Annotated in this window: 11 protein-coding genes; 3 read left to right on the top strand and 8 right to left on the bottom strand. The window is 33.4% G+C overall.

All coding sequences use genetic code 11. From position 1 onward, the window contains the following. Positions 1-265 precede the first annotated feature (265 nt). Complete coding sequence (locus tag Q9Q35_RS01040; RefSeq protein WP_304651748.1) at positions 266-2,317, top strand: methyl-accepting chemotaxis protein; 2,052 nt, start codon at positions 266-268, stop codon at positions 2,315-2,317. Here Q9Q35_RS01040 and Q9Q35_RS01035 read toward each other — a convergent pair. From Q9Q35_RS01035 to Q9Q35_RS01005, 7 genes are all read right to left on the bottom strand, one after another. Continuing rightward, positions 2,265-5,756, bottom strand: a complete 3,492-nt coding sequence (locus Q9Q35_RS01035) for a MucBP domain-containing protein (protein ID WP_304651747.1) — start codon at positions 5,754-5,756, stop codon at positions 2,265-2,267. The two genes, Q9Q35_RS01040 and Q9Q35_RS01035, sit on opposite strands and share 53 nt — an antisense overlap. Positions 5,757-6,432: 676 nt before the next feature. Next, a complete protein-coding gene (locus Q9Q35_RS01030) occupies positions 6,433-7,662 on the bottom strand; it encodes a site-specific integrase (protein WP_304651746.1) in 1,230 nt (409 codons plus the stop codon). After that, a complete protein-coding gene (locus Q9Q35_RS01025) occupies positions 7,659-7,874 on the bottom strand; it encodes a DUF3173 family protein (protein WP_304651745.1) in 216 nt (71 codons plus the stop codon). The genes Q9Q35_RS01030 and Q9Q35_RS01025 overlap by 4 nt, the downstream gene beginning before the upstream one ends. A gap of 44 nt (positions 7,875-7,918) precedes the next feature. Further along, positions 7,919-8,500 carry a replication protein gene (locus tag Q9Q35_RS01020; protein ID WP_304651744.1) on the bottom strand — a complete coding sequence of 194 codons (582 nt, stop codon included), beginning with the start codon at positions 8,498-8,500 and terminating at the stop codon, positions 7,919-7,921. A 112-nt stretch (positions 8,501-8,612) separates the two neighbouring features. Next, a complete protein-coding gene (locus Q9Q35_RS01015) occupies positions 8,613-9,191 on the bottom strand; it encodes a hypothetical protein (RefSeq protein WP_304651743.1) in 579 nt (192 codons plus the stop codon). A gap of 2 nt (positions 9,192-9,193) precedes the next feature. Further along, a complete protein-coding gene (locus tag Q9Q35_RS01010; RefSeq protein ID WP_304651742.1) occupies positions 9,194-10,273 on the bottom strand; it encodes an AAA family ATPase in 1,080 nt (359 codons plus the stop codon). Between the two features lie 97 nt (positions 10,274-10,370). Then, positions 10,371-10,688, bottom strand: a complete 318-nt coding sequence (locus Q9Q35_RS01005; protein ID WP_304651741.1) for a hypothetical protein — start codon at positions 10,686-10,688, stop codon at positions 10,371-10,373. A 217-nt stretch (positions 10,689-10,905) separates the two neighbouring features. Here Q9Q35_RS01005 and Q9Q35_RS01000 point away from each other — a divergent pair, with 217 nt between their 5' ends. Further along, positions 10,906-12,189, top strand: coding sequence for a hypothetical protein (locus tag Q9Q35_RS01000; protein ID WP_304651740.1), 1,284 nt, complete (start codon positions 10,906-10,908; stop codon positions 12,187-12,189). Between the two features lie 78 nt (positions 12,190-12,267). Here the strand turns inward: Q9Q35_RS01000 and Q9Q35_RS00995 are convergent, their stop codons facing one another. Next, complete coding sequence (locus Q9Q35_RS00995) at positions 12,268-12,612, bottom strand: helix-turn-helix domain-containing protein (protein ID WP_304651739.1); 345 nt, start codon at positions 12,610-12,612, stop codon at positions 12,268-12,270. Positions 12,613-12,816: 204 nt separating this feature from the next. Between Q9Q35_RS00995 and Q9Q35_RS00990 the strand changes: the two genes are divergently transcribed. Then, positions 12,817-15,936, top strand: a complete 3,120-nt coding sequence (locus tag Q9Q35_RS00990; RefSeq protein WP_304651738.1) for an SEC10/PgrA surface exclusion domain-containing protein — start codon at positions 12,817-12,819, stop codon at positions 15,934-15,936. The last annotated feature ends 91 nt before the right edge of the window (positions 15,937-16,027 follow it).

The following is a 16,027-nucleotide window of genomic DNA, read 5'->3' as shown; positions in this document are numbered from 1 at the left end:
TGTTCCAGATGCTGCTTGGGTTAGGGCTGGCAGAATTGCCTTGGGGCTGGGCGGCAATGGATGCGCTGCGGATTTGCCAGCGCATCTAGTATATGTAATTTTTAAACATCTTTTTAATGCAAGAATTAATGTAAGAATTTTCTTGGAATATACTATAAAAATATGGTATACTTGATTAGCAGGAAATTAATAAGCAGCAGGGCTGGGATTTAAACATGTTATATGTACTACAAATATTAAATATCAACAACACAAGGAGAAATAAATGAAATTCAAAAGTATATTTAGCAAATTCATGCTTCCTATGATATTAATTCTGGGCATATTTGCTACAGCCATTTTAGGCATTACTGGAAATCTTTTAGAAAAAACATACAACAGCCAGATTATTAAACATGACGCTGAAATTAACAGCTTTATATCACAGTCAGTTGGAAGTTTTATGAATAAAGCTTATGTAGTAACAGAAGAGCTTGCATATTCCAGGCCAGTCCTTTCCATGAATGGCAGGGTACAACAGCCAATAGTAGAAGGCGTTGCCCAGAGAAATGATTATTTTGAGCTTATATACATACAAGATACTAATGGAGACCAGACTTCCCGCTCTGTAGGTGAGCTTGGCAACAGGGCTAACAGATGGTGGTTTACACAGATGATGCAAATACAGAAACCTTTTATTTCAAAGTCATATTATTCAGTTTCAACCAATATGGCATGTGCATCCATTTTTTATCCACTGGTACAGAACAGCCAGATGAAGGGAATTCTGGCAACAGATATAAAACTGGCAACCCTCCAGTCACTTGTAGAGGAATATTCAGATAAAGAGGACGACAGGATATCATTTATTATAGATGGTGAAGGAACTATACTTGCACACCCGGAAAGTGTTTATTATGAAGAATTATATAATTATAAAAACTTTACAAAAACCATCTCACAAAAAGACTCTGCCGGTAATACCATGTATGATGATGCCGGAAATATTATAACTAAAGAAGAACCTATAAAAGTATCTAAAGAATTTTCAGGTATTATTTCACATGTTATGGCAGGCAAAAACGGTTCAAAAGAGGTTATTTATAATGGAAAAGCATATTATGCAAGTTATTCACCTGTAGAACTGGATGGTTACTCTGACACATGGTCAGTTGTTACCCTCCATAATAAAGAAAAGGCATTATCATTGTTGCAAAAGGTTAATAAATCTGGCATAACTGTTACCATTATTGCAATAATATGTGCAATAATGCTTTTTGCACTTATAACGAAAACTATTACAAAACCAATAAAATTATGTCTTGGGCGCCTAAAGCTTCTTGCAGATGGTGATTTAACTACAGTAATTCCAAAAGTTAAAGGCAATGATGAAAGTGCGGGTCTTTTAATTAATATTAATAAAACAATTGGAACACTGAAAGAAATACTCCAGGAGATAAATACTTTTGCAAAGAGAATAGCTGACGGCAATTTCACTGGTAAAATTTCCAATGAATTTAAAGGTGAATTTAATAATCTTGCTTCTTCACTGGCATTAATAAATGAAAGTATGGTAACAACAATAAACCATATTAATACTGCTACATCTGCAATTATTTCTGGCGCAAAGGACTTTGATGTATCAGCCCAGACACTTGCAGACGGGACATCAGACCAGGCAAGTGCCACAGAAGAATTATTTGCTTCATTAACAGGCATTACAGAGGAAATTAAACAGACTTCATATAATACAAAGCAGGCTGATGAAATGATGTCACAAATTGTAAAGGAAGTAGATGAAGGCAATAAAAACCTCCAGAAGCTTACAGATACCATGACTACAATAGAAGAAAACTCGAATGAAATAAGCAGCATTACAAACCTTATGCAGAATATTGCAGCAAAAACAAACCTGCTTTCCATGAATGCGTCTGTTGAAGCAGCAAGGGCTGGTGAGGCAGGTAAAGGATTTGCAGTAGTCGCATCTGAAATACGCAGCCTTGCTTCACAGTGTAATAACGCTGCACTTAAAACAGCAGACCTTATCAGCAAAACATGCAGCAATGTCCAGGATGGCATGGCAGACCTTAAAATTGCAGTTAATTCATTAAAGAATATAGAAGAGAAAAACCAGGCAACTGATAAACTTGTAAACAGTATTTCAATTGCTACAGAAGACCAGTCAGAAGCAATAACCCAGATACATGAGGCACTTGAGCAGATTTCCATTGTAACACAAGGAAACTCTGCAACGGCACATGAAAATGCCAGCACAAGCAAAGAAATTATATACCATGCAAGCCAGCTAAAACAGCTTCTTGAAAAATACAATTATTAACCTGGTAAAAGCAGTTTTCCATAACACACTGTATATGGGAAACTGCTTCCATTATAAAATTAGTCATATTCTGTAGCCAGAAATTCAAAATCTTCTGCTTTATCAAGTTTGGCAACTGCTTTTTCTTCAATCCGTTTGGATCGGTGATCGGTGGTGGGATATAGCCCTTTGTTGGATCATCTGGATCCACTGGTTTTAGTGGATCTCCATTTGGATCTTTTGGCGTATATCCTGGGATATACGGTAATGGTGGGTTATCTCCTGGTTCTTCTGGTGTTTCGTCATACGGCACTTCTGGTTCATCTGTCCCTGGGTTCGTTGGATCGTACGGATCTCCTGGATTTTGTGGGATATATGGGATATAGCTCCCCAATTCTTGATAAACATAGGTAACAGTTTTTGTTCCCTCACTCACTTCGCCTGTTGTTGCATCTGAAGTTACCAAGTGTCCAGCTTCGTCAACTGTTCCAATAGGATAATTTCCTGCCTTGACCAATAAATAACGTTTACCGTTTGCTCCTATGATACTCTTTTGAGCATGTTCACTCGTATCATATGTTGTTCCAGTAGAGCTAGATGGGGTATCAATAACTTGATCTTTGATAATATTTCCATCTGTATCAACATATGTTACCACTACGTCACCCTTGACCTCACGATAAACATATGTCACATCTGTATTTCCTTCCACTACCGTACCGTGCTCTTCACCTTTAGTCTTATCTGGCACAAGTTCGTAGGTTTTTCCATCTGAGGTAGTGATTCGATTTGGTTTATCGCCTTCATCTGTTGTGTCATAAGGTGTTCCTACATCTACATTTTCTTCATCCTTTACAGGATCTTTGATGACATTTCCTGCTTCGTCTTCATAATGGATAGTCACATTACCTTTAGGAACAACTAAAACATACTGATATACGATCGTTTGTGGCTGTTCTGTTACTCGTCCTGTTTCAGGCGCATCACCAGGAGCAGTACGGATCGGTGTGGTAGGCGACAAAATATAAGTTCTTCCATCTTTTATGATCGTTGAAGGTTTACTTGCCATATATTCAGTTCCGACCTGAGTTCCTTCAGGTTTAACGACCTCTGCTGCTTGAAGCTCTTCTTCTGTTCCTTCAATGACATAACGTGCATTTACTGCACCACCTTTTTGAGCCTCATAATAGTAAACGATCCGCATAGTTCCTTCAACAACTTTTCCAGTCTCACTACCACCTACTTTACCAGCTATTCGCTTATACACTAGCCCATCTTCTGTTGTGATCGTTTCCGGTCGGTTATCTGTTGTCGTATAATCTACACCTGTCGAACCGGTTGGAGTATCGATCACTGCACCATTCCAGGCTTTTTTCTCTACTGTTTCTGTATCAGAAACATTTCCGATCGTCATAGTCTTATCAGGTTGCCCCTCGTAATCGCTGCCGACCCCTGTAAGTTCTTTCCCATCTTCGGTCCTATAAAGTACAACAACGTCTCCTTTTACCTCTTCATAGACATAGGTCACTTCTTGTTTCCCTTGTTGCAATTCTCCAGTCTCAGGAGCACTACCACTTTTTATCTCCTTATACCGATACGTTTTTCCATCAGGGGTCTTGATCGTATTCTCTCGCTTATCAATAGTATTATATTCAACAGGTTTTCCATCGACTTGGATCACAGTGAGCTCAGTATCTGTTACCGGATCTTTGATAACATTTCCATCTGTATCAACATAGTTAACGACTACTTCACCTTGTGGCATATAGTAGTAAACAACGGTTGAAAAATTCACCTTACGATTTGGACTTTGAAGCCGATTATTAACACCATCACCAAGTAAAATACCGGTATCAGCATAAGGTAAAGTAAAACGTACTGTTTGATCGACATTTTGAGTGACAAGTGACGAGGTTGATAAGAATACCTGTATCGGCGTCTTTCCTTCAGGAGTATCCGCATACGGTCTAGCAAGGTAATAGCCATCTCTATCGTTGGAAGCAACATCACTAAACTTCACACCGGAATTAGTTGTTCGTGACATGTCAGTTGCTGAGGTGTAGATCTTATTATTATAGATATTATACTGATCCATGTTCTCAAAAAACTTCTTAGCATCTGTCTCTTCACCTTCATTTGCTTTCGGAGACATATAGATCGTAACTTTTGCGGTTTGGTTATCATCAATAAATTCAAGTTTTCGATAAATAGTTACCGGAGTTTCTTTGTCAGTATCAGTGACTCGCGTTTGTGCAGTCAGATACACAATATCTCCTTTATTACGTGGAACTGCTGTACTAACTATACCATTTACATTTGTTGTTGCATGAATATATTTATAATTCTCGATCTCGATCGGTTTTGTGGTATATTCATACCCAGTCCAACCTGATTGAATATATTCTTCATGAATAACTTCACCTGTTAATTCATTAACATATTTTGTAACTTGATCAGCTAAACGAATACTGGAGATATTTATTGATTGAACCTTCCCTGTACCAGACGTTGAAAGTGCGTTATATAATTCCGTGTAATAACCCGTGATATTTTTTGTAGCGATCTGTATGGTTTTAGAACCCGATAATAAATTGATCTCAGTATTGCCATACTCTGCCACCGTTCCTGGTTGAGCTTCACGATCGATCATTTTTGTAGATTCTACTGTACCATCTTTCATACGTGTTACATAAACATAACGCGCTGTTTTATTTCCTGTTAGATACTCTTGGCTTGTCTTATCTTTATCTATCGAAAAAACATATTGGTATCCTTCACTATCTTGGATCACTTGGAATGTATAGCGACCTTCGACTGGATCACTTATTGGTGATTCTGGAACCGTTAAAGTATAACCATCCTGTGTCTCCGCACTATCGGCTAAAGCTACAGGTGTTGCTTCGCTTGCATCTGTTGCTAGTTCTTTGGATCGTAAAGAAGTTGTTTTTTCTTCTTCAGTAGCAGTAACTTCATTTCCCTGTTGTTGAGTATTTGTTGATAACTCACTTGCGTTAATATCAGTTGATACATTTTCATTTAAAGTTCTGTCTGTTGCTTCAGTAGTCGAATCAGTAGTAAAAGGTGTTGCTTCACCATTTGATAAAGCGCTATCATTTCCTTGTATAGCTACATCATTTGTATTATCGATAGCAACTTCACTTTGTTCTTCAGTGTTTGTCTGTTCTTCACTAGAACTATTGCTTGTAGTTATTTCAGTTGCGGGCTCTGACTCTGTATTTTCTTCTGATACTAGATCACCTTCATCGTTATTTACAGTAGGCGTAACTTGGACTGTAGTTGGTGTTTCAGTATTCAAAGTACTATCAGCCAACGCTACACTGCAGCCTAAAAACATAAATGCCGAAATAGCAACTGAAACTACCCCCACATTTAATTTACGTATAGAAAAATGATAATTTTTATCTGACATAGTGCAGCGCTTAAAATAATTACTATTCATGTTGATATCCTCCTTTACCCTGAACATTAGCAACTGCCTTCTACGCTTAAATTATATAGCAATCTACATAAAAAATTCAATCAAAATGTATAACTAAAAAATTAGTAATACATAGTTTTTTTCGTATATAACTTGAACGTTATTTAAAACAAAAACTTTTATATTATAGAAAAAACCAATAACCACAACAATAAAAGCTATATTTTTATATATTTATATATTTTGCAATAAATAAAAAATTATAACAATATAACCACAAAAAACAGAACTAGTCATTACAAAATGAAAGCAAAACTCATTACTAAATTCATTTTTTCGATCTTCTCTTCTTTTTTTCAAATGAACAATGTTCCAACATTGGGAAAATTTTGGTTTCTATTACAAATAAGTGAACCGATCCATTTTAGTTTGATAAGAGGTGATCAGCGAGTATTCGAGTAGCTCTCCTGGTAGAATATCCTTTTTCACTATCTAAAATCTGATCAAACCGTTGGATACAAAATATTTGGATAACATAGTTAAGATAAAAAAGCTGGATATATAGGATCCAAAGAACCTATATATCCAGCTTTGATTTATCGATAATTGATCATGAAATAAGACTAACAGAATGTTATTCCCATTCAATAAGATCAAATCATTCTCAATTTTATCATTACAGTATTTTCGCTGACTTTTACTGATTTTGGCAAACATTTGGCAAACAATCATTCATAATAAACTGATTTCCGTTAAAATTAATTTTCTTTTCTTCTGAAAATTTAAATTTTATATTACCAGTCATCATTTCTGCCAACATATCATCATTTCTTCTCCATAAATGAGAGTAATGTTTCAAAGTAATATCAGGGCTAGAATGACCTAAGCGACGTGAAACAGTTAAAACATCAGCATTAAATTCATTGATCAAGTAGCTAACATGACTATGTCTAAGCCCTTTTGCTTCAATTTGAGGAACTTCGGCTAATTTGGCATATTTTTTGATGATCCTACTAATAGTCGAACGAACCATAGGCGTATCATCATATGACATAACAAAGTTTTTAACCCCATGATTTAACTGAATCCTTTGCCACTCCCTTAAATAATCAACTGTATCATTATCTAAAGAAATCATTCTTTTTCCACTTGACGTTTTTGTATAGGGCTTTATAGTATAGTTGCTCTTATTCTTAAAATCCAACGTATGATGAACTCTCATTCTTGAGTTTTTTAAATCTATATCAGCCCATCTTAATGCTAATCCTTCGCTAACTCGAACGCCCGTCATGAAATATAACCATATCAAAATGAAACAAAAGTGTTCGTAATAATCGTTGACATAAATTTTCGAAAGGACTGCTTCAAATTGATCTTTATTCCAATATTTAACAACTGATTTACCTTTCGAAATGGACTTAGTTTGCATGGATACATTGTTTTTGAGTATCCCTAACGTTACTGCATAATCTAAAGACTGTCTAAATGCAATATATACCATACTACAATAACTTTTTGAAAAGCCACTTTCAGTCAATAGCCACGTTCGGTATTCTTCGCAATCCATAACCGTTATATCCTCTAATAATTTATCCCCTAATTTACTGATTGCATATTCAAACGCTTTTTTGTGAGTCGAAAATGTACTTTCTTCAACATCTCCACTGTATTTAGGAATAAATTTATTAGTCATAAATGATCTGTATGTCATACGATATACTACTGAGCCGTTTTCTTCTAAATATTCATTTTTTAGGCGGATAGCTTCGATGTAGGCTAACCTTGCAGAAGTAAAAGGTCGTCCTTTTTCATCTTTACGCCCCTTCTTGAACTTCTGCTTTCCTGATATATCACGACCTAAAAAAATTTGATAAAAGAAATTTCCTTTATCGTCTTGATAGACATTCGGATATTTTGTCTTCTTCATTTAATATCATCACTTTCCATTTTTGCAGTGATGATATGTCCTAAAATTTCCTCTACTACTTGTATTGGAACAAGTCCCACCTTTCTTCCATTATAAAAACTATATCCTTGCAAAACAAGCTTAGTTTTAGCACATCGAATAATTTTTCTAGCCTGATTAGCAGGAAAACCAATTCTAACTAAGTCTCCATAACTGATCATTGTCTTTTCCATCAATCTGTCCTCCGTATATATAATTTTTATTTATTACAACAGCTTTAAGCATCTTCATGTTTTTCACCGTACTTGTAGCGTCTGGAGTCTAAAAACTTCGAAAAAAAATACGTATGCCTAAAAATTAGATTTAGTAATATTGAGTCTTCTTTCCGAGCATATTCCACTATTTCAGTAAATTCAGTGAAATCATTCTCTTCTATAATATCCACTACTGTATTAATAAGTTCCTGAGTATTTTGCTCTACTAAAAATTTGTTCAAATCGAAGCCACAACCAGTTTCAATCTCTTTAATATCATAAGATGTCTTATCTTTGTTTTCAGCATGCACAAAATAATCGTACATTCCCTTTGGTGAAATAACCGCTTCTACATGTTCAGGTCCATTCAAACTTTCACTAATCAAATTTGAAACTTGTCTATAGCTTTTGAGGGTGTCAAAATAAAATGCACCGTGTTTATGCGATTTTTTTAATTTCTTCGTTCTTTTATCTTGATCTTTATCGTGCCAAGGACTTAAGATATATGGCACATGCAAATCGTCTAAAATATCAATATAGTTTTCTGGCGCACTATCTTTGTACATCAAAAATGTCCACTTATTGGATCTTTGTTCATTTACCATTCTAGTTTCTCCTCTCTTTTTTTGATTACTGATTATGGACGAATGGGGGTCGTAGTAACCCCATTCGTTGAGTGCTCTGTGCTACTCACTTCGTGAGCGCAGAGCACTCATTTTAACGACGTTTTCCAAAGAAAAACAAACCTCTTCTTTCTCTAATTGGCGCTGAAATGTAGTAATCTGAATCAATATTAGCAATATATTCTTTTAACTGTTCTTCAACATCACTCAAAATTTTTTGCGCCTGATACTGTCGGGGAAATTTAATATACACTGTTATTGAATCTTCTCTTATATCAATCAAGCTTTTATTGACTGCCTTATTGAATACTCTAGTAACTACTGAATTTGAATCGCTCATCAACTGTTTCCCATTATCTATTTTTTTCAAAAAACGATGTAGCAGAAAGGTTTCCTTTATCGAATAGATAAAGTTACTTACTTTATCGCCATTAAAACGTTGTATTAACTCAAAGAGATTTACTAAAAAAAATACCAAAAAACATCCGACACCTCCGATCACTGAAAGCCCCCTCAATACTATTATTGATAATTCTAATTTTCCATTTAATATCGAATAGAGAGATTCTATATGCACATTTTTTAATACTAATTCAACACTTGAAAAAAATAACATACTTACAAACAAATATTTATCCAATAATATAATCTTCATTGTCTCAGTTTTCTTCACGATTATAAGACCCCTTTCTTTGTATAATACGTTGGGCATAATAAAGGTAAGACTTGATATGGGTGTTCGTTATCTATAATTTGTATCAAACCTGTTCCTTTTCCCGTAGGAATAACTATTCCTTTTGGATCTAAATCTGGAAATAAAAACTGTGTCGTTTTTTTATTAATATTTCCAATCTGAATCAATACATTCATTTGTTCTCTGACTGATGTCGGAATAGATGTGTGATCAAATCGTTGACCTACTAATAAAAGATGAACCTTAGTCGAACGTCCTAATAAAGCTATCTGAGATAACAAAGTAAAAAACGAATCTTTAATCGATTTATTAACCCCTTCTGACAATGCAAGTACTTCATCTATGGCTATAGTTAAATGTTTAAACTTTTTATTAGGATCATTGTAAAGTTGCTCTTGTCTCGTTTGTATCATATTTAGTGACGAACTTAATTTTTCATTTATTTCTGATACAAAATCTGATTTAGAACGATTCTTTTGTGGTCTAACAACAGGCACATTATTTTCTCGCGCCCATCTACTTGGCATATCAAATTTTGGATCAATAATGATCAACTCCGAAAACCTATTTAAAGCGCTTAAAAAATATGTTAGAGCATATGACTTTCCAGAACCAGAGTTTCCAGCAATCGCAATCGAAGTCACCTTATTATAGTTAATTGATAAATTTTCCATAATTGGAATATTTGATTCAGTTATATTTAACACATATCTATCAAGATCTGGTATAACCAACCTTTTTGATATTCCTTCTTTCCACGGGAAAAATAATCCTCTTTGAATATGAATATCTGTTGTGTTTATTGGTATGAAATATGCTGTATTCTGCTTTAATAACGTATATCTAGGATAAAGTGAAGCATTTGCGATCAGAAAAATTTTTTGATATAAATCATCATCAATGATATAGCCTGCAGGTAATCTAGGTAAAAATAGAAAACCATCATCCAGCACCTTACAATCAAAACTATTTGTATAACTTGTTTCTCCTTGCATCAGCGATCCTAAAGCCATATTCAAACTCTGTAACAGGTATTGCTCTAATTCTAATTTATTTAACATTGTTATATCCTTTCTTACTTAAAAAGTGAATTTATACCAGTCATAACGTGATATGGTACATCACGTTCATAGTATCCTTTAAACATCTCCAACATAATTATTTACCTACACTTTGGACATTTTCTGCTCTAAAATACACGTTGTATCGGATCTCACAGGCTTCCAAATTATCAAACTCAATAACGTCTAAAAACTCTGGTAGCTTGATCTTATTTGGAAATTTCACGTAAAATGGTGGTAGATCTTCTTGAATAAACCATGCTTTGTAAGAATCAATCTCTTCTGTTGGCTTTCCGTCTTTAAAAACATTTTGTTCTTCTAATTCCGTACTCAAACTATATACTGGTTTTTTCACGTCTATATAGTCGTATGCTGTCTCTGCTGAATAACCACTTTTTCTTTTTTTAATTTTCATTTTATTTTTCTCCTTAATTGAAAATTTCAATAATTTCTACTTGGTGTTTCGATATGTTATTTTTTTACATTAATATCACCTCCCTACCTTCAAATAGGGTTAATTATTTTCTAATACTATGTTAGCATTCTAATTGAGTATATTATTTTAATAATTCTCGTGACATATATAAAAAAATAACCTTATTAAAAATAAGTAAAACATGGAGGATCTAATTATGTCCCAAAAAAAGAAACATCTCCTATCTTCCGAGGAACTCATGGAGATAAGAGACAAAAATGAATGGATTACTTTTGAAGAGGCACTGTCACGTATATATTCTTGGTTTAGTCCAGAATATTTATCGTATACCCCTGATCGTATAAGGAAAATAATTGCTAATGATCTAGAAGCAACTAAATTGGAAAACATAAACGACAAGAAAATACCCTATTACCTTCCAAAACATCTACAATTAAAAGAAGAAAAAGATGCATTAAAGTTAGAGTTGGATAACACAGATAAGAGAGATAGAACCAAAATAAAAGCTATAAATGAGAGGTTAAAAAGGTTAGACAATATTTTTCCTAAATTTGAAGAAAGCCTTGTTAACCCAGAACCTAAATTTCGACTCGAAGCACTTAAAAATAACTATCCTAATGATGTTATAGAACCGCAAAACAGCATTGTTCTCCATACATTAGATGAATTTATCGACGGTGCTGATGATTTTGTCACTCATACATTAGATAAAGCTTTAACTGATCGAGATAAGCAAGAACTAAGAAGCATTGTTGAAGATATGGATTTAGAAGCTAGTGGAGAAAATAATAGCCGAGATACTTTCATAAAAAAAGGACGTCCTCAAATTATTATGACTAATCAATACCTTTATGCTTTGAAACATGAACTTGAAAGACTACAGCACGCCCCTGAAAATGACGCAATTAAGATCTTTACAAAAACAGAACTTAAAAAGATTTATGATGATTTAAAAGATAAGAGTATTCTATCTTTTATCAATTATGTATTTTTTAAATTAAAATTAGAGGTTAGTAATTTCCTAACCACTAAAATCGCTATCAGAAAACAAGAGTTCATTAGATATTTTTATATAACTACCGTTGTTAATAATGAAGATCCAATGGCTACCATGTTATGTAAAGATACAGATACACTCCTAACTGAAGAGGAATTTCAAACATTACTAAAATACAAAGAATATTTAGGGGATATAGAAAATATACCTTTTAATTTTAAAATTATTGATGATGCACATAAAAAAATGATATCTTACCAAGAACCACCAACAATTGATGCTGTGATCGACAAAATATTTATTAAAGAGCGCAATATTTTAAAAAAATTGAATCAAATAAAAAAAGAAGAAGGTTCTAAAATGTTAGAAATACAAACATTCAGAAAGGCACTACATCAAAAAATATACTCATTTTATCAAATAAAATATTTACTTTCTAAAGAAATGCTGTTACGCCTAGAAAATTTGGGATTCAACGCATAAAAATCAAACTAAGTAGAGAAAGTTACAAAACTTCCTGCTTAGTTTTTATTTACATAAATCTAATAATCTACCTAATAATTAATCTTTAGACGATACTCGTAAAATTTCTAAAAAATGCTTGCTAATAATTTCTGTTTTTTCGTAATCTAACTCTGAAAAATACTTATCTAACTGACGTTGATAAGGTCCTTTTTTTATAACCTTTCCTTCACAACCATCTGTCGTAAATAATGAATCCATGGAAATATTTAATGCACGAGCAATCTTAAACAAACTGTCTGCACTAATCTTTTTAGCTACACCACGTTCAACTTTAGATAAATAATTAATGGTTAGATCGCTAAACTCTGCTAACTGTTCTTGTGTCATACCTTGTCTTTTGCGTTCAAATGCTATATTTTTTCCCAAAATATTATTTTCCATGAAGTTCCTCCTATCTATCAACTAAATAAAAGGATATAGTGGTAAAATAATATTTTTAAGTTCCAATAAGATTATTAGTTTTGTAATCCATAAAGATTAGTAGTTCTATTGTATTTTTTTTTTTTTGTTTCTATAGGATTATATACGTAGTATAATAAAAAAGTGTTTAACACTTTTTTATTATACTTTAGGGAGGCTTTATATATGAAAAAAGAATTGCTAACAGCTAGTACTGCTCTAACATCAGCTTTATCATTATTTGCAGTGGCTAATCAGGCTCAAGCTGATACAATTAATAAAACATCTGGGGAAAACATCACTCAAACAGTTAGTCAAACACCAGATTCAAAGACTCAAAATTTGGAAAAAACTTATAACCAAGCTACTAATGAACAAACGCAAGTTCGAAATTCTATCAGTCAGGTTCAAAATACTCTTAATGACGCTAAACGTGAGTTAGATAATGCAGTCAACGAACAAGAACAAGCTAAAAATGATCTTGAAACGGCTAATAAAACACAACAAGAAGCAACACCTGATAATATCGAACAAACAAAACAAGATATTGAAGAGGCTAAACAAGACGTAATCGATAAGACCCAAGATGTTCAGCAAACACAGACAACAATTGAACAAACAAAACCTACAGTTGATCAAGCTCAAGGTGTTGTTGATAAAATCACAACAGATGTTAACAATGCCCAAGATAGTGTTAATAATGCTCAAGATGTTGTTAATAACGCCCAAACCGATTTAGATAATGCTAAAAATGATTTAAATAATACGCAAAACACGATCAATAATGGTCAACAAACAATCGAACAAGATAAAAATGATGTCGATCAAGCCCAACAAAATGTTGATCAAGCGCAACAAGAGGAAGCATCAAAACAAGATGCTATCAAACCGGCTCAAGATACGGTTGACCAAACACAACAAGATGTGAATCAAGCACAACAAGATGTAAATCAATCTCAGCAAACAGTTGATCAAGCACAACAAGGTGTCGATCAAGCACAAACAAACGTTGATCAAGCACAACAAAAAGTTGATGAAGCACAAGATATTTTAAACGGAACTAATGCTGATAAACTTCAAAATGATCTTGAAAATGCTAAAAATGAAGTTGATCAAAATCAACAAAATGTAACTAACAAACAATTTGCTAATCAGATAGCAAAAGATGAACATGAAAGTGCTAAAAACGAATTAGAATCATCTAAAACAGAAAATGATCAAGCTCAAGTCGATTTAAAAGATAAAGAAACAAATGCATCTAATACACAAGTAAACTTAGATAAGGCAAATGAGCAAGTAAATCAAGCTCAAAATAAATTAGATGAATTAACGGCTGATAATGTAGTTAACACCATCAATATGGGATCTGATTATAATACGTATAAAGATTTTATTCAATATGATGAAAATGGATTTCCTTTGCGTGATGAAAATGGCAAAATTAAGATCGATCAAGAAAAATATGATAAATTAATTGAAACAAGACATGAAACAGATTTATTAAATCAATTTCAACATAGTCCGAAAGACGAACAAATCATGGTTGATCCGACAAATTTAAGTGCTGAACAATTACAGGAATTGAACTTATGGATCGTAGATTTATTGAATCAAATTCCAAGCCAGTTGGGATATGATACGCATTATGTAGTAACGCAACAAACAATTGATTATGCGAAGGTGATTGCTGATGCCTCAACAGCTGCAGGCTTTAACCATAGTCAAGAAGCGTTAAAGAAAGGTTCCGATTATGTTCATGGAGCTAATTTCCAAGAAGAATCAATTGGAACAAGTTATAATAAAGTGATTTCTCTAGACGCATTAAAAGCTAGAATTTATGATGTTATGATGGCAATGTTATTCGGAGATGAAGGTTCTAATTGGGGACATGCCGATCATTTATCAACAAACTTAATGCAAAGTTTAGGAGCAAAAGAAATTTATTTTGGTTTTGCAATTGATGGAAACGGAACGCTTCATTTTGAATCATTCATTCCAGAAGATAAAGCCTTTGTTGATCAAGGTGGAATTTTAAACACACCAAAAGAAGATAACAAAGAACAACAAATTGCCGAAGCTAAAGCACAATTAGCACAAGCAAAAGACGATCAAACAAAAGCGCAAATTGCTCACCAAAATGCAAGTCAAGCACTCCAAGATGCACAAAATAAAGCTCAAACAGCAAGTCAAAAATTATCTGAAGCACAACAACTAGTAGCGCAAAAAGAACAAGCATTAAATGGAAGTTTTATTGCGTTACAACAAGCACAAGATGCCTTAAAGACATCGCAAGCTAAATTAGTGCAGGCACAAGCAGCCGTAGATAATTTAAATACGGACACACAAGAAAAGCAAGCTAAATTGGATGAAGCAAAAGCACAGTTAGAGACAGCTAAACAAAATTTAGCTGATAAACAAGCAACATTAGCTCAAGTACAAGCAGAACATCAAAAGATGGTTGAACAGTTAAATGATGCTCAAGCAAAGCATAATACAGCTGTTAAAACGTTAGAACAAGTAAACGCAGACTATGCAAAAGCACAACAAGCAACACAAAATGCAATTAAGACATTAAAAGAAAAGCAAGATAAACTAACAAATGATACCTTAGCTGTTGAATATGCTAAAGCTAGTTTAGATGACAAAAAGAATGCTGTGAATGAGAAACAAACAGCATTAGATAATGCCAAAGTAGAATTGCAAAAACAAAATGATGTGTTGAATAACTTGAAGACTAAGTTGAGTGAAGCTACAAATGATTTAGCAACAAAGAAAACAATTTTAGAACAAGCAAAAGCTGATCATGAAAAAGCAAAACAGGAATTAGCTTCTGCTCGTGATCATTTGATCGAATTAAATCATAAATTAGAGTCATATGAACAAGCATCTGAGAACGTTCAAAAAGCACAAACAGCCTATGAAGAAGCACAAAAGAAAGTAACCGATGCTCAAGCAAAATATGATGAAGCTGTAAAACATTATGAAGCAGTAAAATCTAATTTAGATGAAAAGAATAAACAAGTTGAAGCATTAAAACAACAATTAACTGTTATTGAAAACCATGAAACAGCAAATAAAATTGTTGATGAAGTTTTAAATAATGAATTTAAATCATCAACAAGTAATATTACTATGGGAAATCAACACAGTTTCAAGGCTCATGATCTATCCACCTCAACAATAAAAACAACTGAACTGCCACAAACTGGTGAAAAGAATTCCATTGACAGTATCTTAGGATTACTTTCACTGATGTCAGCGTCGGTTTTGGGTATTGTTTCATCTAAAAGAAAAAGAACTCACTAGATATAAATAACATCTATAAAAAAAACGCTATTCAAAAGATTATCTTTTGGATAGCGTTTTTTATAATCAAAGCTAATTACCAAAAATTTTG

It is taken from the genome of uncultured Ligilactobacillus sp. (genome assembly GCF_948826705.1).
Classification (GTDB): domain Bacteria; phylum Bacillota; class Bacilli; order Lactobacillales; family Lactobacillaceae; genus Ligilactobacillus.
This window is presented reverse-complemented; position numbering and strand designations above follow the sequence as displayed.

Excerpts from the sequence above, each read along its gene's own strand:
- Q9Q35_RS01010 (WP_304651742.1), bottom strand. The coding sequence starts at position 10,273 with ATGTTAAATAAATTAGAATTAGAGCAATACCTGTTACAGAGTTTGAAT.
- Q9Q35_RS01035 (WP_304651747.1), bottom strand. The coding sequence starts at position 5,756 with ATGAATAGTAATTATTTTAAGCGCTGCACTATGTCAGATAAAAATTAT.
- Q9Q35_RS01030 (WP_304651746.1), bottom strand. The coding sequence starts at position 7,662 with ATGAAGAAGACAAAATATCCGAATGTCTATCAAGACGATAAAGGAAAT.
- Q9Q35_RS01025 (WP_304651745.1), bottom strand. The coding sequence starts at position 7,874 with ATGGAAAAGACAATGATCAGTTATGGAGACTTAGTTAGAATTGGTTTT.
- Q9Q35_RS01005 (WP_304651741.1), bottom strand. The coding sequence starts at position 10,688 with ATGAAAATTAAAAAAAGAAAAAGTGGTTATTCAGCAGAGACAGCATAC.
- Q9Q35_RS01040 (WP_304651748.1), top strand. The coding sequence starts at position 266 with ATGAAATTCAAAAGTATATTTAGCAAATTCATGCTTCCTATGATATTA.
- Q9Q35_RS00995 (WP_304651739.1), bottom strand. The coding sequence starts at position 12,612 with ATGGAAAATAATATTTTGGGAAAAAATATAGCATTTGAACGCAAAAGA.
- Q9Q35_RS00990 (WP_304651738.1), top strand. The coding sequence starts at position 12,817 with ATGAAAAAAGAATTGCTAACAGCTAGTACTGCTCTAACATCAGCTTTA.
- Q9Q35_RS01020 (WP_304651744.1), bottom strand. The coding sequence starts at position 8,500 with ATGGTAAATGAACAAAGATCCAATAAGTGGACATTTTTGATGTACAAA.
- Q9Q35_RS01000 (WP_304651740.1), top strand. The coding sequence starts at position 10,906 with ATGTCCCAAAAAAAGAAACATCTCCTATCTTCCGAGGAACTCATGGAG.